General features: G+C 43.3%; 25 protein-coding genes. 19 read left to right on the top strand and 6 right to left on the bottom strand.

The window, feature by feature from the left end:
* Positions 1-14: 14 nt before the first annotated feature.
* The 11 genes from recO to QYF49_RS17575 all read left to right on the top strand — a co-directional run bounded on the left by recO (position 15) and on the right by QYF49_RS17575 (position 11,668).
* Entirely contained in the window at positions 15-758 is a 744-nt protein-coding gene (gene recO, locus QYF49_RS17625; protein ID WP_290400901.1) for a DNA repair protein RecO, read from the top strand.
* A gap of 92 nt (positions 759-850) precedes the next feature.
* Positions 851-1,501, top strand: a complete 651-nt coding sequence (ccpN, locus tag QYF49_RS17620) for a transcriptional regulator CcpN (RefSeq protein WP_290400900.1) — start codon at positions 851-853, stop codon at positions 1,499-1,501.
* Between the two features lie 22 nt (positions 1,502-1,523).
* Entirely contained in the window at positions 1,524-2,348 is an 825-nt protein-coding gene (locus QYF49_RS17615) for a pyruvate, water dikinase regulatory protein (protein WP_290400973.1), read from the top strand.
* Between the two features lie 248 nt (positions 2,349-2,596).
* A complete protein-coding gene (locus QYF49_RS17610) occupies positions 2,597-3,091 on the top strand; it encodes a YaiI/YqxD family protein (protein ID WP_290400899.1) in 495 nt (164 codons plus the stop codon).
* Between the two features lie 68 nt (positions 3,092-3,159).
* Complete coding sequence (dnaG, locus tag QYF49_RS17605; protein WP_290400898.1) at positions 3,160-4,971, top strand: DNA primase; 1,812 nt, start codon at positions 3,160-3,162, stop codon at positions 4,969-4,971.
* Positions 4,972-5,007: 36 nt separating this feature from the next.
* Complete coding sequence (gene rpoD, locus QYF49_RS17600) at positions 5,008-6,132, top strand: RNA polymerase sigma factor RpoD (RefSeq protein WP_290400897.1); 1,125 nt, start codon at positions 5,008-5,010, stop codon at positions 6,130-6,132.
* 289 nt (positions 6,133-6,421) lie between these two features.
* The gene (locus QYF49_RS17595) at positions 6,422-7,561 is read left to right on the top strand and encodes an acyl-CoA dehydrogenase family protein (protein WP_290400896.1); all 1,140 of its coding nucleotides are present in this window, start codon (positions 6,422-6,424) and stop codon (positions 7,559-7,561) included.
* A 21-nt stretch (positions 7,562-7,582) separates the two neighbouring features.
* Positions 7,583-9,208, top strand: coding sequence for an AMP-binding protein (locus QYF49_RS17590; protein ID WP_290400895.1), 1,626 nt, complete (start codon positions 7,583-7,585; stop codon positions 9,206-9,208).
* Positions 9,209-9,380: 172 nt separating this feature from the next.
* Positions 9,381-9,728 (top strand): cytochrome c550, encoded by a 348-nt coding sequence (gene cccA, locus QYF49_RS17585; protein WP_290400894.1) that lies wholly within the window; start codon positions 9,381-9,383, stop codon positions 9,726-9,728.
* Positions 9,729-9,842: 114 nt separating this feature from the next.
* Entirely contained in the window at positions 9,843-10,550 is a 708-nt protein-coding gene (locus QYF49_RS17580) for a tRNA (adenine(22)-N(1))-methyltransferase (protein ID WP_290400893.1), read from the top strand.
* Positions 10,547-11,668, top strand: coding sequence for a Nif3-like dinuclear metal center hexameric protein (locus QYF49_RS17575; protein WP_290400892.1), 1,122 nt, complete (start codon positions 10,547-10,549; stop codon positions 11,666-11,668). The genes QYF49_RS17580 and QYF49_RS17575 overlap by 4 nt, the downstream gene beginning before the upstream one ends.
* Positions 11,669-11,768: 100 nt before the next feature.
* Here QYF49_RS17575 and QYF49_RS17570 read toward each other — a convergent pair whose 3' ends face one another.
* Positions 11,769-12,713, bottom strand: coding sequence for a 4-hydroxy-3-methylbut-2-enyl diphosphate reductase (locus QYF49_RS17570; RefSeq protein ID WP_290400891.1), 945 nt, complete (start codon positions 12,711-12,713; stop codon positions 11,769-11,771).
* A gap of 113 nt (positions 12,714-12,826) precedes the next feature.
* Complete coding sequence (gene vrrA, locus QYF49_RS17565; protein ID WP_290400890.1) at positions 12,827-13,423, bottom strand: VrrA/YqfQ family protein; 597 nt, start codon at positions 13,421-13,423, stop codon at positions 12,827-12,829.
* A 178-nt stretch (positions 13,424-13,601) separates the two neighbouring features.
* Between vrrA and QYF49_RS17560 the strand changes: the two genes are divergently transcribed.
* Both QYF49_RS17560 and QYF49_RS17555 read left to right on the top strand, forming a co-directional pair.
* A complete protein-coding gene (locus tag QYF49_RS17560; RefSeq protein WP_290400889.1) occupies positions 13,602-14,888 on the top strand; it encodes a DEAD/DEAH box helicase in 1,287 nt (428 codons plus the stop codon).
* Between the two features lie 28 nt (positions 14,889-14,916).
* Positions 14,917-15,810, top strand: a complete 894-nt coding sequence (locus tag QYF49_RS17555; protein ID WP_290400888.1) for a deoxyribonuclease IV — start codon at positions 14,917-14,919, stop codon at positions 15,808-15,810.
* Between the two features lie 35 nt (positions 15,811-15,845).
* Here QYF49_RS17555 and QYF49_RS17550 read toward each other — a convergent pair whose 3' ends face one another.
* On the bottom strand, positions 15,846-16,106 hold the full coding sequence (locus tag QYF49_RS17550; protein WP_290400887.1) for a DUF2624 family protein: 261 nt from the start codon (positions 16,104-16,106) through the stop codon (positions 15,846-15,848).
* An 87-nt stretch (positions 16,107-16,193) separates the two neighbouring features.
* Positions 16,194-17,477, bottom strand: a complete 1,284-nt coding sequence (locus QYF49_RS17545; protein WP_290400886.1) for an NCS2 family permease — start codon at positions 17,475-17,477, stop codon at positions 16,194-16,196.
* A gap of 159 nt (positions 17,478-17,636) precedes the next feature.
* Between QYF49_RS17545 and QYF49_RS17540 the strand changes: the two genes are divergently transcribed.
* The 6 genes from QYF49_RS17540 to QYF49_RS17515 all read left to right on the top strand — a co-directional run bounded on the left by QYF49_RS17540 (position 17,637) and on the right by QYF49_RS17515 (position 21,214).
* Positions 17,637-18,287 (top strand): HAD family hydrolase, encoded by a 651-nt coding sequence (locus QYF49_RS17540; RefSeq protein WP_290400885.1) that lies wholly within the window; start codon positions 17,637-17,639, stop codon positions 18,285-18,287.
* An 84-nt stretch (positions 18,288-18,371) separates the two neighbouring features.
* Positions 18,372-19,136 carry a metal ABC transporter ATP-binding protein gene (locus QYF49_RS17535; protein ID WP_290400884.1) on the top strand — a complete coding sequence of 255 codons (765 nt, stop codon included), beginning with the start codon at positions 18,372-18,374 and terminating at the stop codon, positions 19,134-19,136.
* Between the two features lie 15 nt (positions 19,137-19,151).
* Positions 19,152-20,006, top strand: coding sequence for a metal ABC transporter permease (locus tag QYF49_RS17530; RefSeq protein ID WP_290400883.1), 855 nt, complete (start codon positions 19,152-19,154; stop codon positions 20,004-20,006).
* A gap of 12 nt (positions 20,007-20,018) precedes the next feature.
* On the top strand, positions 20,019-20,441 hold the full coding sequence (locus QYF49_RS17525) for a Fur family transcriptional regulator (protein WP_290400882.1): 423 nt from the start codon (positions 20,019-20,021) through the stop codon (positions 20,439-20,441).
* Between the two features lie 46 nt (positions 20,442-20,487).
* The gene (locus QYF49_RS17520) at positions 20,488-20,700 is read left to right on the top strand and encodes a DUF1540 domain-containing protein (protein ID WP_290400881.1); all 213 of its coding nucleotides are present in this window, start codon (positions 20,488-20,490) and stop codon (positions 20,698-20,700) included.
* Between the two features lie 121 nt (positions 20,701-20,821).
* A complete protein-coding gene (locus QYF49_RS17515; RefSeq protein ID WP_290400880.1) occupies positions 20,822-21,214 on the top strand; it encodes a DUF308 domain-containing protein in 393 nt (130 codons plus the stop codon).
* A gap of 45 nt (positions 21,215-21,259) precedes the next feature.
* Here QYF49_RS17515 and ispG read toward each other — a convergent pair whose 3' ends face one another.
* The gene (ispG, locus tag QYF49_RS17510; RefSeq protein WP_290400879.1) at positions 21,260-22,363 is read right to left on the bottom strand and encodes a flavodoxin-dependent (E)-4-hydroxy-3-methylbut-2-enyl-diphosphate synthase; all 1,104 of its coding nucleotides are present in this window, start codon (positions 22,361-22,363) and stop codon (positions 21,260-21,262) included.
* Positions 22,364-22,460: 97 nt separating this feature from the next.
* Positions 22,461-22,790: a hypothetical protein gene (locus QYF49_RS17505; RefSeq protein WP_290400878.1), complete on the bottom strand. Its 330-nt coding sequence runs from the start codon at positions 22,788-22,790 to the stop codon at positions 22,461-22,463.
* Between the last annotated feature and the right edge of the window lie 74 nt (positions 22,791-22,864).

Here is a 22,864-nt window from a genome sequence, read left to right as displayed (position 1 = left end):
GTGGTGGTGCAATCATGCTGCAAAAGGTTGAAGGAATCGTCATCAGAAAAGTGGACTACGGCGAAACTAACGTAATTCTTACTCTTTTTACGAGAGAAAACGGTAAAATCGGTGTTATGGCAAGAGGGGCGAAGAAACCAAAAAGTCGCCTCTCTTCTGTTGCGCAGCTATTTACATATGGACATTTTGTTTTTCAGCAAAGCAGGGGGCTGGGGTCTCTCAGTCAAGGGGAGATCATTGAGTCGTTCCGAGGCATTAAGGAAGACTTATTCAAAACCGCATATTGTGCTTATATGGTCGAATTTCTTGATAAGGTAACAGAAGAGAAAACACCGCAGCCCTATTTATTTGAACATCTTTGGCAATCTTTTAATCTAATAAATGACGGTGCAGATCCAGAGGTGATTACGTTTATTTTTGAAATGAAGATGCTGCAGCAAGCAGGCATTGGGCCCCAGGTAAACCATTGCGCGAACTGTGGCAGAGCGGAAGGTGAATTTGCCTTTTCCATACGGGAAGGCGGATTTCTCTGTGACAGATGCCATCAAATGGATCCAAACCTCATTCCTCTTACGCAAGCGACAGCAAGGCTACTCCGCTTGTTTTATCATTTTGATCTAAACCGTCTTGGAAATATATCATTAAAAAAACAGACGAAGGACGAGATCAGGTTCGTTCTTTCTACCTATATCGATGAATACTCGGGATTGTACTTCAAATCTAAAAAATTTATTGATCAATTGAATAAATTTGAATAATCATGCTGCTTTTATACCTTTTAGCTTCGTTTGCTCCCATAATTAGTATATAATGTTTAATAAAGAGTATAACACATTTAAAGTTTGCTAAGGTGGTGCGAACAATCGAACTGAATAAAAGGCAAGAAACAATATTGCAAATCGTAAAAGACCATGGCCCTATAACTGGAGAACATATTGCAGACCGTTTGCATTTAACGAGAGCAACGCTGCGGCCTGACCTTGCTATTTTGACCATGGCCGGTTATTTGGATGCCAGACCGCGCGTCGGCTATTTTTACACAGGGAAAACAGGTTCCCAGCTGTTGACTGAGAAGATCAAGAAGATACAGGTCCATGAATTCTCTTCAATCCCTGTCGTTGTTGCTGAATCGGCGACGGTATATGAAGCCATCTGTACCATGTTTCTCGAAGACGTGGGAACTTTGTTCATCGTGAATAAAAACTCTCATCTTGTAGGCGTCGTCTCGAGAAAAGACTTATTGCGAGCCAGTATGGGAAAACAGGAACTGAACGCCATTCCGATCAATATTATTATGACCAGGATGCCGAACATCACATATTGTTTTAAAGAAGACCATTTATTGGATGTAGCCCAAATTCTCATTCAAAAGCAGATCGATGGGCTGCCGGTCGTAAAAAAAGCTTCCAACGACGAAGGTTATGAAGTTGTTGGAAGAATCACGAAAACGAATATTACCAAGGCCTTTGTTGAATTGGCCAGGGATGAAATGATTATATGATCTTCGCAATCAGGAGGTAATGATGACTGACCAAATAAATCGCCCAATGATCTATGTTGTATCTGATTCTGTTGGTGAGACTGCAGAGCTTGTTGTAAAAGCCGCGGCCAGCCAATTTAATTCAACGGCCATTGAGCTAAAACGAGTTCCTTATGTAGAAGATAAGGAAACCATCAAAGAAGTTGTAGCGTTAGCGAAAGAGCATCATGCGCTGATCGCGTTTACATTGGTTATACCTGAGATGAAGGAATTTCTCCTTCAGCAGGCACTTGGATCCGGAGTGGTTGCAGTAGATATCATCGGACCAATGATGAATCAGATGCAGCAGCTTCTTCAGCAGGTTCCCCGATATGAACCGGGAATCGTCCATCAGCTCGATGATGATTACTTCCGAAAAGTAGAGGCCATTGAGTTTGCGGTAAAGTATGATGATGGAAGGGATCCGCGGGGCATATTGAAAGCGGATATTGTCTTGGTAGGAGTATCGAGGACATCAAAAACGCCTCTTTCCCAGTATCTGGCTCACAAACGGCTGAAGGTCGCCAATGTACCTCTTGTTCCAGAAGTAGAACCGCCTGACGAACTGTTCAAAGTGTCTGCAAAAAAATGTTTCGGATTAAGTATTACACCTGAAAAATTAAACGATATCCGCAGAGAACGACTGATGGCTTTAGGACTGAACTCGGAGGCGAACTATGCCAATATCGACCGCATCAGACAGGAACTCGACTATTTTAATAAAACGATAGACCGAATCGGCTGCAGGGTGGTTGATGTTTCTAACAAAGCCGTAGAGGAATCTGCCAATCTCATTTATAACATTTATATAGGCAAGAACTACCGATAAGCATTCTGCGTACAAAATCCAAAGATTTTGTACGCTTTTTCTTCGGCAGTTATTTTTCTGGCATTATTATAAATTTTTAGCTATAATATAAAATTGTGATTAAAAGTTAACAATGGAACCTAGAATAGGATAAGAATGTTCTTTCCAACGCACGGGAAAGACTGATTTCTATGAAATATCATTCTTCTGCACGAAGGAAAAACAAAAAAAGGTTTTCTTCGACAAGCTTATTTTGTAGAAGGATTCTAATGGAGGATGTAGAAATTTATTTTATGCCTAATTCTAAACGAAAAGTATGGATAGACGGAGATGCATGCCCGGTTCCGATTAAGAACGTGATTATCGAACATTGTCGGGAATTTAATTTATCGGCATTTTTTGTCATTTCATACGCCCACTACACGGCTCCTTCACCAGGTGTAGAATGGATTCTGGTTGATGCGAATCGTGAAGAAGTCGACTTGTATCTCATGAATCATTCAACGAAGGGGGATATTGCAGTTACACAGGATTTTGGCCTCGCCAGTATCCTGGTTCCAAAAGGTGTGGTTACGTTCCATCCCCGCGGCTTTATATACCGGGAAGAAGAAATGGAAAAAATGCTTTTTGAAAGGTACATTTCCGGGAAAGAAAGAAGAGCCGGTCATCGTACAAAAGGGCCAGCGAAGTTTCAGGAATCAGATCTTGAACGCTTCACTGGACAATTTAAAAAAATGTTGTCGAATATTGAAGGAATTCATTAATTCCTAACGAATAACTATAACCTGTGTGATTTTTCACAGTATGGAAAGAAATAAAGCGGTGTTTAAACATGGCAGAAAGAATTCCGGACGAACTGATCGAAAAAGTTCGAACCTCGCAAGACATTGTTGAACTTGTCAGTGATTATGTGACCTTAAAAAAACAAGGTCGAAATTACTTTGGTTTATGCCCTTTTCACGGGGAGAAATCCCCTTCCTTTTCTGTTTCGCCTGATAAGCAGATCTACCACTGCTTCGGATGCGGAGCAGGCGGAAATGCCTTCTCTTTTTTAATGAATATTGAGGGGTTTTCTTTTCTTGAGGCGGTAAAGCATATTGCACAGCGAACAGGAATAGATTTACCTCAGCTGGAACGTCAGCCTGGAAACAGCAAGTCAACGGATAACCGGGCAGTCATGGGTGAGGCACATGAGCTTTTGGCGAAACTATTTCATCATTATCTGCTCAATACTGAGCAAGGTTTAAAAGCACTCGACTATTTAAAGGACAGAGGGTTTTCGGATGAAGTGATCTCCCGCTTTCAGATCGGGTTTGCTCCTGATTCATGGGATGCAGCCACTAACTTCCTGAGCAGAAGGAATTTCTCACTGGAATTATGTGAAAAAGCTGGATTGCTGGGCAAACGGGATTTCGACGGAAAATATTTTGACCGGTTTCGAAACCGTATCATGTTTCCCATCTGGGATAAGAACGGTAAAGTCATCGGCTTCGGAGGCCGGATTTTAGGTGAAGGTGAACCGAAATATTTAAACAGTCCTGAAACGATGCTGTTTAATAAAGGGAAAAACCTGTATGCCCTGCATCTTTCTCGACCAGAAATGCGAAAAAAGCAGCAGGCTGTTCTATTTGAAGGCTATGTTGATACGATCGCTGCCTGGAGAGCAGGCGTCGAAAATGGGGTGGCTACGCTCGGCACCTCTTTGACAGAAGATCAGGCTAAACTCCTGAAACGAAATGTACCTTCCGTGGTTATCTGTTATGACTCCGACCATGCGGGTGTAGAAGCTACCTTTCGAGCTTCTTCCATTTTGTTAAAGGCAGGCTGCAATGTGAAAATCGCGAAGATGCCAGATGGTCTTGATCCCGATGACTATATCCAAAAATATGGAGCCGAGAAGTTTAACAGGGATGTAATAGGGGCAAGTTTAACCGTAATGGCTTTTAAAATTCAATACTACAGAAGAGGGAAAAATCTCAGCGATGAAGGAGAACGGATGCTCTATATCGAAGAGATAATCAAGGAAATCAGCCAATTGCCCAATGCCGTTGAAAAAGATCACTATTTAAGGCAGCTGGCTGATGAATTCAACCTCTCTCTGGAAGCTCTAAAACAGCAGCAATTCTACACAGCAAAGCAGCAAAGGCGAAAAAAGGATAATGTTGACACAAACAGGAATAATAATCCTAGGTATAATACTTACTACAACAAACCCCTTTTGCCAGCCTATCATAATGCTGAACGGATTCTGCTTGCGCATATGCTGAAAAATACAGACGTTGCCATCAGGATTCAGGAGTTACTCGGAGCATCTTTTAACATTGAAGAACACAATGCGGTCGCAGCTTATTTATATGCCTTCTATGAAGAAGGAAATTTGCCCAATGTTGGTTTGTTCCTGCAGCGCATTGAAGATGACAGGTTAAAGGAGATTGCTTCTGAGCTGGCGATGCTGACTGTCAATGAACATCTTTCCGAAAAGGAAATGAGTGATTATATAAGACAGATCACCAACTATCCAAAGTGGTTGGAGATACAGAGTAAAGAAAAGCACAAAAAGGAAGCGGAACGCGGGCAAGATTTTGCCAGGGCGGCCCAAATAGCAATGGAGATACTTCAAATGAAAAAAGAATTAAAAGGCTGATTATTTTTTTGTTGAAGTGTGGAAGGAGGGGATCGAATGGCTGAGAAACCGAACCGTCGCGAGACGGAGGGCGAATTAACCATCGATCAAGTAAAAGAGCAGTTAATTGAAGCAGGGAAAAAAAATGGAGTACTGACTTACACGGTCATTACAAACAAGCTCGCGCCGTTTGATCAGGATTCAGAGCAAATGGATGAGTTCTACAACTTTCTTGAAGAACAGGGTGTAGAAGTAACCGATGAGTCCGATTCAGACGAGGAAGAGCCAAAATTTGAAGCAGGCAAGGAAGAGGAGGAATTCGACCTCAATGATCTCAGCGTTCCTCCGGGGGTAAAAATTAATGACCCTGTACGAATGTATTTAAAAGAGATTGGCCGTGTTGATCTTCTTTCTGCAGAAGAAGAAATTTCCCTTGCTAAACGAATTGAAGACGGTGATGAAGAAGCAAAGCGCCGCCTTGCTGAGGCAAACCTTAGGCTCGTAGTAAGTATCGCCAAGCGTTATGTAGGCCGCGGCATGCTCTTCCTTGACTTGATTCAGGAAGGCAACATGGGACTTATTAAAGCGGTAGAGAAATTTGATTATCGCAAAGGTTATAAGTTCAGTACGTATGCGACTTGGTGGATCAGACAGGCTATCACACGAGCCATAGCTGACCAGGCAAGAACCATCCGTATTCCTGTCCACATGGTGGAGACGATTAATAAACTGATCCGTGTCCAGAGACAGCTGCTGCAAGACTTAGGCCGTGAACCGACGCCTGAAGAAATAGGTGCGGAAATGGAACTTACACCCGATAAAGTACGTGAGATCCTGAAGATCGCTCAGGAACCTGTTTCACTTGAAACACCGATTGGTGAAGAAGATGACTCTCACCTAGGTGATTTTATTGAAGACCAGGATGCACTTGCTCCTTCTGAAGCTGCAGCTTATGAGCTGTTAAAAGAGCAGCTCGAAGATGTACTCGATACCCTCACCGACAGAGAGGAGAATGTTTTGCGTCTAAGATTTGGTCTTGATGACGGCCGTACCCGTACGCTTGAAGAAGTAGGTAAAGTTTTTGGTGTAACACGCGAACGGATTCGCCAAATCGAAGCTAAAGCACTCCGAAAACTTCGTCACCCGAGCAGAAGCAAGCGATTAAAGGATTTCTTGGAATAGAATAAATATTAAGTCTGCCCTGTCCGGCAGGCTTTTTATTTTGCCGGTAGCGGAGGTCATGTGCTCGAAATAAATAGGATAGAATAACATTTTTACCAGTTATTATTATATATTTTACTGATAAATTTTACTGAATGCAAATCGTCTTTCCGAAATTAAACTTCCAAAAGAAGGAAAACACACCCGAAAATAATAATGTTAATGTTGTAAAAATTCTGCCTTTATATCTATAATAAACTTGAAAGCGATTACACACAATGGTGAAATTATACAAAAGGTGGGGTCATCCATGAATTATGCATTGACAGATGAGCAAGCTATGATTCAAAAAATGATGAGGGAATTTGCAGACGAAGAGGTAGCTCCTGGAGCCGAACAAAGAGATAAAGAGAAAAAGTTTCCTGTGGAAATTTTTCAGAAGCTAGGGAAGCTGGGGATCATGGGCTTGCCATTCCCTGAAGAGTATGGGGGCGGAGGGGCCGATACGATTTCCTTTGCGATTGCCGTTGAGGAACTGAGCCGGGCTTGCGGATCTGCCGGTATAACGTATTCAGCACATGTTTCTCTTGGCGGCGCTCCTCTCTATTTGTTTGGAACAGAAGAGCAGAAGCAAAAGTATCTTGTTCCGATCTGTACTGGAGAATCAATGGGTGCTTTTGGTCTCACTGAGCCGAACGCTGGTTCAGATGCAGGAGGAACGCAAACGGTGGCGGTGGAACAAGACAATCAATGGGTCATCAGCGGAAGCAAGTGCTACATCACCAATGCAAGCTATGCCAAGCATCTCGCACTCACAGCGATTACAGGGAAAAAAGATGGGAATAAAGAGATCAGTGCGATTATTGTTCCAACGGATGCTGAAGGGTTCAAAGTGATCGATAACTATGAGAAGCTGGGGCTCCATTCTTCAAATACAACGGAACTGATTCTTGATCAAGTAAAAGTTCCGGAGGAGAACCTGCTTGGAAAGCGCGGCGATGGCTTTAAACAGTTTTTAATTACACTTGATGGCGGACGGATAGGCATTGGGGCCATGGCAGTCGGGATCGCACAGGCGGCCTATGACAAGGCGCTTTCATATTCTAAAGAAAGAAAACAGTTTGGGACAGCCCTTTCTAAGTTCCAGGCCATCCAATTTAAACTTGCTGATATGGCCATGAAAATTGAGCTTGCTAGAAACATGGTGTACAAAGCGGCCTGGTTAAAAGACCAAGGGAAAAAGTTTTCAAAGGAAGCTGCCATGGCGAAGCTTTATGCATCAGAGGCTTGTATGCAGATCTGTTCGGAAGCTGTACAGATCCACGGCGGATATGGGTACATGAGAGACTACCATGTGGAGCGGTATTTCCGTGATGCAAAGCTGACAGAAATCGGTGAAGGAACGTCCGAGATTCAAAGGATGGTAATATCCAGAGAAATAGGCTGTTAATTCTAATTATTGGGGTGAATTATGACAGAGCTGCAATCCGTAACTATTGGAAAATATCTTGAAGAGCAAGTTAAGAAATTCGGCTCTCGTGAAGCTGTCGTATACAGCGATTTAGGAATTCGGTATTCCTATAAAGATTTTTACGATTTAACTGCGAAAGTAGCTAAAGGATTAATGTCACTCGGTATTAAAAAAGGAGATCACATCGCCGTCTGGGCGACCAATGTGCCGGAATGGATACTGCTGCAATTCGGTTCTGCAAGGGCAGGAGCAGTGCTGGTAACGGTTAATACCAGCTATCAGCAGAATGAATTGGAATATCTTCTTAAACAGTCTGACGCAAAAGCTTTGTTCCTCATTGAGGGATTCAAGAACACTTCATATGTAAAAATGGCCCACCATATTCAGTCCAAAAGTGAACAGTTTCCGCTGCTGGATCAGCTCGTCTATATGGGCAAAGGCCAGCCAGAAGGTATGTCAAACTGGGAAGAGATGCTTCGTTCAGGAGAAAACATCACAGAAGATGAGCTGCTTGAGAGAGAATTAAGCCTGGAGCCATCCGATGTCATTAACATGCAATATACCTCTGGAACGACTGGTTTCCCAAAAGGAGTTATGCTGACACACAGCAATATTCTTGGAAACGCTCACCGGTTGGCAGCAGCAATGAGGCTAACACATGAAGACCGTTTATGCATACCGGTACCGTTCTTTCACTGCTTTGGGTGTGTAATCGGAACGTTGACTGCGGTTTCCGCGGGCGCGGCTATGGTTCCTATCGTACAATTCAGTCCTAAGGAAGTCCTTGAAACGGTGGAAAAAGAAAAGTGCACCGCTCTTCATGGTGTACCGACGATGTTCATCGCAGAGTTGAACCATCCAGAGTTTGACCAATATGATTTAAGTTCTCTGCGAACAGGTGTCATGGCGGGTTCCACATGTCCGATTGAGGTCATGAAGAACGTCATCAGCAAAATGGGAATGTCAGAGATAACGATTGCCTATGGGCAGACGGAAACCTCTCCGGTCTTTACTCAAACGACACCGGATGATCCTATTGAAAAAAGGGTTGAAACGGTTGGAAGGAAACATCCAGGTGTTGAAATCAAGGTGATTGATCCTGCCACAGGTAAAAGGGTAGCTCCTGGAATACAGGGGGAACTCTGCACAAGGGGTTATCACGTGATGAAAGGATATTATAAGATGCCAGACGCGACCAAAGAGGCCATTGACCATGACGGCTGGCTCCATACAGGTGATCTGGCTGTTATGGACGATGATGGCTATGTAGCGATTACAGGCCGGTTAAAGGATATGATAATCCGCGGCGGTGAAAACATCTATCCTCGGGAAGTGGAAGAGTTCCTGTATTCGCATCCTTCTATTCTAGATGTTCAGGTAATCGGTGTTCCGGATGAAACCTTCGGTGAAAAAGTTGCTGCTTGTATACAGGTAAAGGAAGGGCACAGCATCGGTCAAGAGGAATTGGCTGCCTTTTGCCAAGGCAAGATTTCTAAGTTCAAAATTCCTGAATACATGATAATTGTCGACGAATACCCGATGACGGCATCCGGTAAGATTAAAAAGTATAAATTGCGTGAAGAGGCTAGACAGCGTATTGAAGCAGAAAAGGGTATCGTTACGTGATCGTCCGCATCTGCGGACGGTTTTTCTTTTGAGGGGCATTTTACAAAACCAGTAAAAGTTTAACTTTTTCTTTCCTTCGACTCTTTTTTCAAGTAAAATAGGATATGGATTGTTAGCACTTACATAAGCAGACAAAATGTACATCAAATGTAGAACAGATGAAGGAGGAAAAATGATGAAACGTAATCCGCTTATTCCTTTTGTCTTTACGGGAGTAATTGGCATTATTCTCGTTATCGGCATGTCATTTTGGGGAATACATAATCAGGAACAAGCGAAAAAGGAAAAAGAACAGGCTGCCCTTGACCCTGCAGCAATTTTCAAACAAAACTGTTCTTCCTGCCATGGCCAAAACCTGGAAGGCGCGGTTGGTCCTAACCTTCAAAAAGTCGGAGCCAAATATTCAAAAGAACAAATCACGGATATTATTAATAACGGTAAATCTGGCGGAATGCCAGCTGGTGTCGTAAAAGGTGAAGAGCAGCAGATCATTTCGAAATGGCTTTCAGAGAAAAAATAAAAAGGAGCTGGCTCCAATCAACTGCCTCATGGCGAATGATTGAGTCAGCTTTTTACTTTTGTCCGGTGACATGATTATAATAGTAGTACGATAATAAAAACAGGTGGATTTAAAATGAAACGAGATAAACTTTCCCTAAGACTTAAAACAGTAGCAGATTATGTGCACCGTGAGTCAGTAATGGCTGACATCGGTTCTGATCATGCTTACCTACCGTGCTATTTAGTGCTTGAAAACCAAGTGGCATATGCAATTGCAGGTGAAGTGAATGAAGGACCCTATCAATCGGCATTAAAAGAAGTGCAATCAGCAAATCTCCAAACGAAAATATCCGTCCGCAAAGGAGACGGCCTTGAAGTGATTTCTCCGAATGAGGCGGACGTTATTACGATTTGCGGTATGGGTGGCCAGCTGATCACCAGTATATTGGAAAATGGCAAATCGAAGCTGGCAGGTGTTAAAAGGCTGGTGCTCCAGCCGAATGTGGGGGCAGATTCGATCAGAAAGTGGTTGATCAAAGAAGGCTGGACGTTAACTCATGAAGAAATTTTAAAAGAAGACGGCAAGATTTATGAAGTTCTGGTGGCCGACATCCAGGAGGGCGTTCAGCCCTATACGAAGGATGAATCCCTTGAATTATTGCTTGGACCATACTTAATGAAACAAAAGAATAAAACGTTCATTGAAAAGTGGAAGGGTGAGCTTGAGCAGTGGAATAAAATTATGCTGCAAATGGAATCAAGCCAATCTCCTGATTTGATGGAACGAAAACAGCAACTGCTAAAAAGGATTGAATCGGTGGAGGAGGTACTGAAATCATGAATAAATTCGCCAACGGGCAATCAGTCATTGCTGAATTGAACACTCTCGCCCCTAAGCACCTTGCGGAAGAAGGAGACCCGATCGGGCTGCAGGTCGGAAATTTGAACAAGCCTGTAAAGAAGGTCATGATTGCCCTGGATGTTCTGGAAGAAGTAGTAGATGAAGCGATTGAAACAGGTGCAGAATTGATTATAGCTCACCACCCGATGATTTATCGCCCGCTCAAGAAAATTGATCTTTCCATGCCGCAGGGCAGGATCATTGAGAAGCTTATTAAAAATGACATTGCCGTATATGCGGCTCATACAAATCTGGACGTCGCTAAAGGCGGTGTGAACGACTGGCTGGCTCAAGCTTTAGGGCTTGAACAGACGGAAGTTCTTAAGGGCACCAGAGAAGTATCGCTCGTCAAGCTGGCGGTTTATGTACCGGAAGACTATGCTGATACAGTCAGAGTGGCCATGTCGGCTGCTGGAGCAGGTCATATCGGCCAATACAGCCATTGTACCTTTAACACAACTGGCGAAGGTACGTTTAAACCCCTTGAAGGGACAAAACCGTTTATCGGTACGCAGGGGCAGATCGAAAGGGTAAAAGAAATCAAGGTTGAAACAGTCATTTCTGAAGACCTCGTGAAACCGGTTGTATCCTCTATGAAAAAAGCTCACCCGTATGAAGAGGTGGCCTATGATCTTTATCAGCTTGAAAACCAGGGAGAAACCCTCGGTATCGGTAAAATCGGCCGTCTGGCTCGGGAGATGTCGTTCGAACAATTTATTCAGCATGTGAAAGAAACTCTGGATGTTCCTTCTTTGCGTGCTGTAAAAGGCCATTCAGGGCCCATCAGAAAAGTCGCAGTGGTCGGCGGTGACGGAAACAAGTTTATTTCTGCTGCGATTATGAAGGGAGCTGATGTGCTTGTCACAGGAGACATGTATTATCATAATGCCCATGATGCACAGGCTGCTGGACTTTCCATTATTGACCCGGGACATAACGTGGAGAAAATCATGAAAAGAGGCCTGTGTGAGTATTTAACGGATGAAATGAAGAGAAAGGGATATGCCACGGAATTCTTTTCTTCGGAAGTTCATACTGATCCTTTCTTATTCTTTTGAAAAAATTGACGGTCTCAACCCGTTGCCCATTAGGAATATCATCAATGGGCATTAACAATAATAAAGGCTGACAAAACCGTTCGTTTCGTCAGCCTTTTTGTTATTGTTTCGTTTTCACTTTTGGCAAGATCTTACTTAAACCAACCTTTCGTTCTTTATCCCAAGTGGAAGGATCTTTTTGATCGTACTTTTCTAGAAAAGATATGACTTCCTTCGTAATGGGGGTGGGTGTAGACGCGCCGGATGTAATTCCCACAATGTTCACATCTTTAAGCCAATCCAGGTTGATCTCTGTAACATCAGCAATTCGGTAAGCCGGTGTCCCCGCAATTTCTTGTGAGACTTGAGCCAGACGATTGGAGTTGTTGCTTTTCGGATCGCCCACGACCAGAACAAGGTCACATTCTTTCGCCTGCTCAGCCACGGCTTCCTGACGAACTTGTGTAGCCAAACAGATCTCTTTATGAACTTCCGCGTTTGGATATTTAATCAGCAGCTGTTTAATGATCTCAGCTACGTCCCATTGGCTCATTGTCGTCTGATTCGTAATGAGAATCTTTTGTTTCTCAATCGTCAAATTGGCAATTTCCTGAGTGTTTTCAATGAGATGAACCGCATGCGGAGCGATTCCAATCGCACCTTCCGGCTCAGGGTGGCCTTTTTTGCCGATATAGATGACTTCATACCCTTCTTTTTCTTTTTCACGGATTAAGTCATGAGTTTTGGTAACGTCTGGACACGTAGCATCAATTTCGATCAGCCCTTTTTCATGAGCGATGCGTCTGACTTCTGGAGACACTCCGTGCGCTGTATAAATAACCGTGCCAGATTCGATGTTGCGAATGATGTCCAGACGGCTCTTCCCGTCCAGTGTAATGATTCCCTCTTCTTCAAATGCGTCAGTAACATGTTTATTATGAACAATCATGCCCAAAATATAGATAGGTCTGGGCAGTGATGGGTCTTTAGCCGCCTGTCTTGCTAATACCATGGCGTCTACTACGCCATAGCAGTAACCTCGAGGAGATATTCTAACAACCTTCATTTTCATCTCTCCCTTATAAACTAAAAAAGTCAGCTGTTCAGATGATTGTAGTCTGAACATCTCTTATCATTATAAAGGAGAGTGTTTAAGAAAACAATGAAGCGCACTTAAGGCTAAATGAACAGCTTCGGTGGTGGCTGCACGCGTTTGACCGGCCTCTTCTTTACTGTTTTCGCAGGCAGAGATTTGTTTTTCACTTTGCCCGCTGCAGGACCGATGATTATTTTAGCGTCTTCAGGCGTTCCTGCCGGTATATCATAAGGAAAGCTGCTTTCATCCAGCATTTCACTGTCCAGTTCAATTTTTACTGGCTTGGGCTTTGCTTCGGCTTTTGGCTTCTCTTTCTTTTTAGGCTTGCTTAAACCAGCTACTGCCTGTGCTTCTTTTTTTTCTTTTGCTTTTTCGTTTCTGGCTTCCTTTTTTTCTTTCAACGTTTTATTTGTGTTATCTTTGAATTCTTTTAATGACTTCATCATGTCCGGCAGATTTTTCACCATTGGACCGTATTGTTTGAACATCGGCCCCATTGTTTCAGCGATCTGCAGCATTTTTTGAACGTTTTCAACCATCGTCAGCACGTTCAACGGAGATCTTGCTGCACCGCCTAGACCAGCAAGAGACCGCATTCCTGCTGGAGCAGCAAAGCGCTGCCCTGGGGGCATACCGGCCGACCGGCCGCGTTGAGGACCTATAGGGGGATATGGATGCATCGTTTGACCCTCCCTTCAAAAAAATACCCTTCACTTAAAGATATGAAAGTTTGGCTCAGGAGGTGTGCGAATGTCATGGCAAAACCGCCGAATTCCTTTTCTTCATAGCTAATTTCAAAGACTTCATCTATAATACTAAAAGTAGACAATACAAATGGAAAAAAGTCAGGTGATAAAAATGAAAACAGCGTTTGACCGTTTAAATATAAAACCGTTTTTATTAAACGCAATGATCGAGCAAGGATTCAAAAAACCAACAGATATTCAGGAGCGGGTTGTTCCGGGTATACTGAATGGTTATGATATTATCGGCCAGTCACAGACAGGTTCAGGTAAAACATTGGCATTTCTTTTGCCGGTCCTCAACAAGATCAATACCGAAAAAAATGAAATTCAAGCGATCATCACTGCGCCTACCCGAGAACTCGCACAGCAGATCTTTGATGAGTATGAAAAGCTTTCGGAATACTTTCCTGAAGACGAGTTTATCCGTGCTAAGACTGTCGTAGGCGGGACCGACCGAAAAAGAATGGCTGACCGCCTGAAGAATGCACCTCATCTTATTATTGGAACACCGGGGCGTATTAAAGATCTGGTGAACAATGAGGGAATTAATATCTTTACTGCAACCACCCTGGTGGTTGATGAGGCAGATCAAATGCTTGATATGGGATTCATCGAAGATGTTGACCAGGTGGCTGCGCGTATGGCAACAGAAATTCAAATGCTTGTTTTCTCTGCGACCATTCCGGAAAAGCTCCAGCCGTTGCTTAAAAAATATATGAACAACCCACGCCATGTTCACGTGAGTCCGGAACAGGCAACAGCAAAAGAAATTAAACACGTATTGATACCACTGAAGCATAAAGACAAAATCAAGACGTTGATTGAGGTAGCTAAAGCATATAATCCTTACCTCTGTTTAATTTTCGTGAATACGAAGAAAACCGCTGATGAAGTAGCCGACGCCATGCTGGCAGAAGGTATGAACGCTGAACGCCTGCACGGAGATGTTCCTCCGCGTGAACGAAAGAATATTATGAAGCGTGTGCAAAAAGCAGAGTTTCAATATGTCGTAGCTACCGATTTGGCTGCAAGGGGAATCGACATTAAAGGAGTCAGCCATATCATAAATTTTGAGCTGCCGTCTGACCTCGATTATTATATTCATCGTACGGGGCGGACTGGCCGTGCAGGAATGACTGGAATAGCGGCAACTATTACGGAACCGTCTGACCAGCTTGCCATCCAAAAGCTGCAGCAGCGTAAAATTCCGTTTGTTCAGGAAGAACTGAAGAACGGAGAATGGAAAGAGATGCCTCTTCGAACGAAAAAGGCTTCTGTTCAAAAGGGAAGCTCCGGTGTAGGTGTCCAAAAACCTAAAAAGGTTAAGCCTGGTTATAAAAAGAAGATGGCAGAAGAAAAGAGAAGATTAGAAAAAAGGCAATACCGAAATAAAAAGTAATGATTAAGGTTAGAGAGGGAGAAGGATTATGCTGAAACTAGGATCACACGTATCGATGAGTGGAAAGAAAATGCTCCTGGGTGCAAGTGAAGAAGCTGCTTCCTATGGAGCAAATACGTTCATGGTGTATACTGGCGCGCCCCAAAATACCCGAAGAAAAAAGATAGAAGATCTGAACATTGAAGCGGGGATCAAGCATATGCAAGAGAACGGCATAGCCGAACTTGTCGTCCATGCACCATACATCATTAACATCGGAAATTCCGTTAAGCCGGAGACCTTCCAGCTGGGTGTTGATTTTCTGCGTTCAGAGATCGAACGTACAGCTGCGATCGGCGGGAAGCAAATCGTTCTTCATCCTGGAGCCCATGTTGGCGCAGGAACCGAAGAAGGAATTAAGAAGATCATCGAAGGTTTGAATGAAGTGCTGACACCGGAGCAAAATGTTCAGATTGCTCTGGAGACAATGGCAGGCAAGGGGTCTGAGTGCGGTTGTACGTTTGAAGAACTGGCTGCAATCATCGAAGGGGTACACCTTAACGATAAGCTTTCAGTCTGTTTCGATACGTGTCATACTCATGATTCAGGCTATGACATCATCAATGATTTCGATGGGGTTCTGAACACGTTTGACCACTTGATTGGTCTCGACCGTCTGAAAGTCCTTCACATCAATGACAGCAAAAATGAGCGGGGTGCCCGAAAGGACCGCCATGAAAATATTGGATTCGGAAAAATTGGTTTCGATGCGTTAAACTATATCGTCCACCATCCGCAGCTCGGCGATGTGCCTAAAATACTGGAAACTCCTTATGTTGGGACGGATAAGAGCAACAAAAAACCTCCATACAAGCTGGAGATCGAAATGCTGAAGAGCAAAGAATTTGTTCCAAGCTTGCAGGAGCAGCTCCTAACCGTATAACCGTATAAAAAAGAGGCGAACCCTTCGCCTCTTTTTTATCTGTTTAAATAATTGTTAATTAAGTATTGGATATAATTTGCCTTCTCGCGGCTGACTTCTGAGGCAATGGCTTCAATGATTTCAGCACGCTGGGCCGCATTCGTTATGTTTATGTTATATCTTCTTAAAATCCCGATCACTTTTGTGGCTTCCTGCATGGAAACTGGATACTGATACTGTCCTGCCAGCTGAACGAGTTCCTGGGCAGTCAGCTGATTAAGTTTCGTGTTGACCATGTGGACCATAAAAGGATTCATGTTATCCCCTCCTGTTCACCCTATCCTATGAAAGAGCGGAAAAAAAGTGAACAAAAAAAAGCCGCTCGAAGCGGCTTTTTTAAATATTTATATCACAGAATGAAACATGAAATTAATCAGGAATAATAATGCAATAACATAAAGAGGAGCAGGAATCTGCTTACGCTTTCCTACGGCCATTTTTAATACCGGGTAAGCGATGAATCCAAAAGCCAGCCCGTCAACGATACTGTAGGTTAAAGGGATGAGCGCGATGATCAAAAATGCAGGAAATCCTTCTGTAAAATCGGAAAGGGGAATATGCTGGATGTTCTGCACCATCAATCCGCCGATAATGATTAAAACAGGAGCGATCGCCCCGTTGGGAATCATGCTCAAGAATGGTGTGACAGCAATCGAGGCAACGAACAGGATTCCTGTAACGACACTCGTCAAACCGGTTCTTCCTCCTTCGGAAATTCCAGCAGCACTCTCCACCGTTGAAATGGTAGGGCTTGTACCGAACATACCGGAAATGAGCGATGTGACGGCATTAGCCTGAAAAGCTTTAGGAAATTTTTTGTGATCCGGCAGCAGGCCATGAAGGAGCCCCATATTTTCAAATGTAACAATCATTGTAAGAGAAAAAGTGGCAATCCAGAATGGAAGGCTGAAGACGCCTCTAAAATCCGCACCGAAAAAGAGCTGCATAAACGGTTCTAATTCAAGCGTATTATGGTCATCTTCTGTACCATGTGCCCATCCTGTAAGGTAACCGATCAGGCATGTAATCGCAATCCCAATCAAGAAGCTGCCTTTTACATTTCTTGAAAAAAGGAATAGAGTAACAACTAGCCCGATGATGGTGAGCAATGTGGCCGGATTTCCCAGGTAGCCAAGCTTTACAAATGTAGTAGAGCTGGCTTCAATGATTCCGCCTTTTTGCAAGCCGATAAAGGCGAGGAATAATCCAATTCCAACCGTTATACTATGCTTTAAAGAAGCAGGAATACTTTCAGACAGTACATCTTTCAGACGGGTGGATGCGACAATGAGAAATAAAATACCGGAGATGATAACAGCTGCAAGCGCTTCTCTCCATGAGAGTCCCATTCCTTGTATGATCGTATACGTAAAAAAGGCGTTGACTCCCATACCCGGTGTCAAAATAATCGGGGCGTTTGCATAGAACCCCATAAAAAAGCATCCGGCAACAGAGGTCAGAATGGTGGCCAGAAGTACACCGTAATAGGGCATACCAGCATCAGCCAGTATTAGCGGATTGACAATAATGATATAAGCAACGGTGAAAAATGAAGTCACACCTGCCAATACTTCCTGTTTTATGGAACTGCTGTATTTCTCTAACTGAAAAAATTTTGATACGTTCAAATGTTTCCCTTCTTTATTTACTTATCCCTCTCCCACCCAGCAGCTGAAGAGCTGCCAATTAAAAATTATAACGCAAGGCCTTCTTCTTGACTACTCCTTCTTTTTTAAGTTATTAACAGTAGGGGGGCAGACATTTAACTGAGAAAAGGAAGATACATCATGACTTATAAAGCAGTATGTTTTGATATGGACGGAGTTTTGGTGGATACGATGAAAGACCATGCGAAAGCATGGAATTATGCTTTTGGGGAACAGGGTTATAACATCAGTGAAGATTATTTTTATGAGCTGGAAGGCATGCCGGGCATGCAGACCATCACTCATGTTGATCAACATCGTTTTCTTCAATTATCTGAACTTGAACAGCAGTCTATTTATCATATTAAACGGGCGTTTTTTGTACAGCATTCGCAGTATTCCTTTTATAAAGATACGGTTGAGGCCATAAAGGCTTTAAAGGAAGCAGGAATTCCGATCGCCCTTGCTTCAGGAAGCAGAAAAGAGTTTGTTCATGAAGTGCTTAAACAGCTGCCGGTTTCATTTGATGCTGTCATCACGGGAGATGATGTAAAAAAAGGGAAGCCCTCCCCAGAGCCTTATGAAAAAGTATTCAAACAGTTCCCCTTTGCAGCCGATGAATGGATTGTCGTTGAAAATGCACCACTCGGTATTCAATCCGGCGCTGATTCAGGTGCTCATGTTCTTGCGCTCTTGACAACAATGCCAAAAGAGAAGCTGTCTCGAGCAGATGAAATTCTTCATGATCACGGAACTTTAAAACAGAACTTGTTGAAAAAGTTGAGAGGATAATCGTTCTATTTTACAAAATGAGGGGTTTCTTGTATAATTTATTGGAATTTAAATCGTAACCGTTACTATTAGATGGAGGCGCGTATGTCAAAGCAATATAAACCTGCCGTTAGAATAGAGGACCTTTCATTCCATTATCAAGACCGAAACGTTCTTGAACATATCACTTTTGAGATCCCCGTAGGATCGTTCATGGGCTTGGTTGGTCCGAATGGCTCTGGCAAATCCACTTTGATCAGATGTCTTTTAGGACTTTTAAAACCGCAATCCGGCAATGTATATTTGTTCGGACAGCCATTGAGCCTATTTAAAAATTGGGATGAAATCGGGTATGTATCACAAAAAGCCAACAGTTTTAATACGGCCTTTCCAGCGACGGTCTATGAAGTAGTATCGATGGGTCTTTTTGGAAAGGTTGGCCTTTTCCGTTTTTTGAACAAAGTGCATAAACGAAAAATTGAGCAGGCGATTGAAACCGTAGGCATGGCAGACTATATGAACCGGAATATCGGGGAGCTTTCTGGAGGACAGCAGCAAAGGGTGTTCATCGCGAGAGCGCTTGTTAGCGATCCGAAATTGTTAATACTGGATGAGCCCACGGTCGGTGTAGACGCTGCATCCGTTGCCGGCTTCTATCAGATGCTGAAGAACTTGAATCGTGAGAAAGGCTTGACGCTGCTGCTCGTTACTCATGATATAGGAGTCATGTCTGACTTTGTTACCCATGTCGCTTGTTTGAATAAACAGCTGCACTTTCATGGCAATACTGCCGAGTTTGAAAAGGTCTCTAAAGAAGGATTTTCACAAATGTATGGGCATCATGTCCATGTACTAGAACATCAACATTAACCGGAGGAAGAGTGGATGTCATTCCCGTTTTTTCAATATGAGTTTTTGCAAAATGCGTTTATTACAGGAATTATGATCGGCTTATTGGCCCCTGTACTTGGCGTATTCATTGTTGTTAGAAGGCAATCTTTAATCGCGGATGCACTTTCCCATATTACATTGGCAGGCATCGCAGCAAATCTGATGCTTGGCCGTAATGTCGGATTCTTCAGCGGGCTGAATCCGATTTATATGGGGATGGTCTTCTCGGTAGGAGGTGCAGTAGGGATCGACCAGCTGCGCAAGGTGTATAAGCATTACGAAGAACTTGCCATACCAATCATCATGTCAGCCGGAATAGGACTGAGTGTGATCTTTATTTCACTTGCCAATGGATTCAATACGGACTTGTTTAATTATTTATTCGGAAGCGTGCTGGCTGTAAAAAAATCTGATGTATGGACGATCTTCTTTATTTTGCTGATCGTATTTGCCTTTGTTATCTTTTTATATAAAGAATTATTTGTTCTTTCTTTTGATGAAGAACAGGCAGCGGTTTCTGGGATCAAAGGAAAGTGGATAAATTTTTTCTTTATTGTTTTAGTGGCTCTTGTCATTGCTTCATCCATGAAGATTGTAGGCATCCTTCTTGTGTCCTCATTAATGACCCTGCCGGTTGCGGCGAGTATCAGGCTCGCGAATGGATTTAAACAGACCTTTCTGCTGTCCGTCGTCTTTGGTGAAACAGCCGTCATTCTTGGACTGATTCTTTCGTATTACCTGGACTTCGCACCAGGAGGAACGATCGTTATGTTCTCGGTCATCATTTTATTACTCTCTCTTCTGTGGAAGAAGCTGCGTTCCAATAGAAAAATTGCAATTAACCAATAGTGGAGGTGCAGTATGGACGTTTCAACCGCCATTGATTTATTAAAAAGGAAGGGCTATAAATACACCGATAAGCGAAAAGATATGCTTCAGCTGTTTTCTGATGAAAAAAGGTATTTAAGTGCCAAAGACGTTCAGGATTCGCTGAAGGAGAACTATCCGGGATTGAGCTTTGACACGATTTACCGGAATCTTTCCACCTTTTCTGATCTGGATATCTTAGAAGAGACAGAGCTGGAGGGAGAGAAAAAGTTTCGTTTCACGTGTCCAACAAGGGAGCACCATCATCATTTAATCTGCTTAAAATGCGGAAAAACAAAAGAAATCAATGCCTGTCCAATGGAAAATGTAACTTCAGACCTGTCTGATTTTACAGTAACCGGCCATAAATTCGAAATTTACGGAGTCTGTCAGGTATGTGAACTGAACGTTGTATGAGTCCCTTGCAAATGTGGCATCCTATCTGTAAAAGGAGGGAGTCATTTTGCCAACAGTAAAATGTAATGTAGCCAACTGCACGTATTGGGGAGAAGGCAACAACTGTGTTGCTGACGCCATCTTGGTTGAAATCGATAAACACGCGAACAATAAATATGACATGGAAGCAAGCGGTGATTTAATCGGCGACGCGAAGCATAAGGATAGTGCCCATAAATCAGCTGAAACATGCTGCCATACCTTTAAACGGAAACAATAATGAAAAGGAGCGTACACCGCTCCTTTTTTGTTTGCTCAGCTTTTCATTAAATTAACAACTATATTTACCTTTATTAAAGCCATACTAAAAACGCTCCACCAAAGAAAGTGAGGGATTTGGTATGGCAGAAGATAAAGAATTTGAATCGGAATACAGTCGAGAACCTGTTAACCGGGATTCGGATTACAGAGAGGAAATGGCTGCTGATGTTGTTCCGATCACAAGCGGAGCAGCCCTTCCTGAGTATGATCGTCCCCGAGACGAGCGTGAGCGTACAGCAAGAGAAAGACATGAAGAAAGAGATGGCGGCGGCCAGGCAGGAAGGGTAATCGGAATGTTCTCCGTTATCCTGTCTGTCCTGTCATTGTTTATTCTTCCTGTGCTTTTCGGAGCTGCCGGGATTATCGGCGGTTTTATTGCAGCGAGGCGCGGAGCAACCACTTCTGGTTACTGGGCAATCGGAATCGGGATTGCTTCCATTGTCATCGGTTTATTGTTTGCCCCCTTCTTTTAACTATCGGAGCAAAAAAGCCTGCCGGACTTGCCGGCAGGCTTTTTGTTAATTTACTAATTCTGCTTGTTGTTTAGCATGATGCTCTTCAGCCAACTTATCAATTTCCTTTTTCAGCTCATCAAGCAGCTGATCTTCTGGGATCTTGCGTACTATTTCTCCATGGCGGAAAAGCAAACCTTCGCCTCTTGCGCCTGCGATTCCAATATCGGCTTCTCGCGCTTCTCCTGGTCCGTTAACAGCGCAGCCGAGCACAGCAACCTTGATCGGCGCACGGACTTTGGAGATATATTCTTCTACTTCATTGGCGATCGAAATCAGGTCAATTTCAATCCTTCCGCAGGTAGGGCAAGAAATCAATGTAGCCGCATCAGAGAGCAATCCGAACGATTTCAAGAGTTCTCTTGCTACCTTTACTTCCTCAACTGGATCCGCACTTAACGATACACGCAGTGTGTTTCCGATTCCTTTGTTAAGAATAACACCCAATCCAGCCGCACTTTTTACGGTTCCGGCAAAAAGAGTTCCGGATTCGGTAATGCCGAGATGAAGAGGATAATCAAAGGCTTGGGCAGCTTTTTCATAAGCTTCGATCGCTAAGTTAACATCAGAAGCCTTCATCGATACGATAATGTCATGAAAATCGAGGTCCTCTAGAATCTTAATATGATCAAGCGCACTCTCAACCATGCCTTCTGCTGTCGGATATCCGTATTTTTCAAGATATTTCTTCTCAAGTGAACCGGCGTTAACACCGATACGGATCGGAATTCCTTTAGCTTTCGCCGCTTTAACGACAGCTTCTACTTTTTCTTTGCGCCCGATGTTGCCCGGGTTGATCCGGATCTTATCAGCGCCTCCCTCAATCGCTTTAAGTGCGAGCTTATAATCAAAGTGGATATCTACGACAAGCGGAATGGATATTTGTTTTTTTATATCGGCAATAGCCTCTGCTGCGCGCATGTCAGGACAGGCGACACGGACAATTTGGCATCCTGCCTCTTCTAAGCGTTTAATTTCTGCAACAGTGGCTTCAACATCATGTGTTTTTGTTGTCGTCATGCTTTGAACGATGACCTGGTCACTGCCGCCGATCGTTAATGGGCCGACTTTGACTGGTCTCGTTTTTGAACGATGCGTAATTTCACTCATTGGTGAACCGCTCCTTTAATTTCAAGTATGACAGATATGAATCAACATCTGTACAGTAGTACATTTTATCAAGGGTTCCTTTAGTTTGGCAAGAAATCTAGTGTTTTACTTGCTTGTAGACCGGAAAATTATACATTTTTCCAACTTGAATGCCTTCCGGCCGAATATTGTGATTATATCGTTGAAAGTCCCTGATGATTTCAGGAATCGGCTTTGACAGTGATTCAGGATTGACTTTTTCAATGATGGAGAGAACGGTATCTCCAGAAGAAACTTTGACTTTTTTATAAGGTATGCTATTTTTTATACTAACTGCAGCAACGGGGGCAGGTTTTGAACTGTAGGACTGTAGGGTTCCGATTTTGAGATCATAGGCGATCGTATAGACGATTAATAAAGACAGGCAGAAGAGCAGAAACTTTTTCACTGGCTTGTCCCCCTTTTGATATATGGAGAATATATATGCTGCAGCCGCGGGGGTTATTCCTTTTTTACACACTT

This window comes from Fictibacillus terranigra, from assembly GCF_030412265.1.
In the GTDB taxonomy this organism is placed as follows: domain Bacteria; phylum Bacillota; class Bacilli; order Bacillales; family Fictibacillaceae; genus Fictibacillus_C; species Fictibacillus_C terrinigri.
The sequence above is the reverse complement of the archived record's forward strand: the minus strand, read 5'-3'. Positions and strand labels throughout refer to the sequence as shown.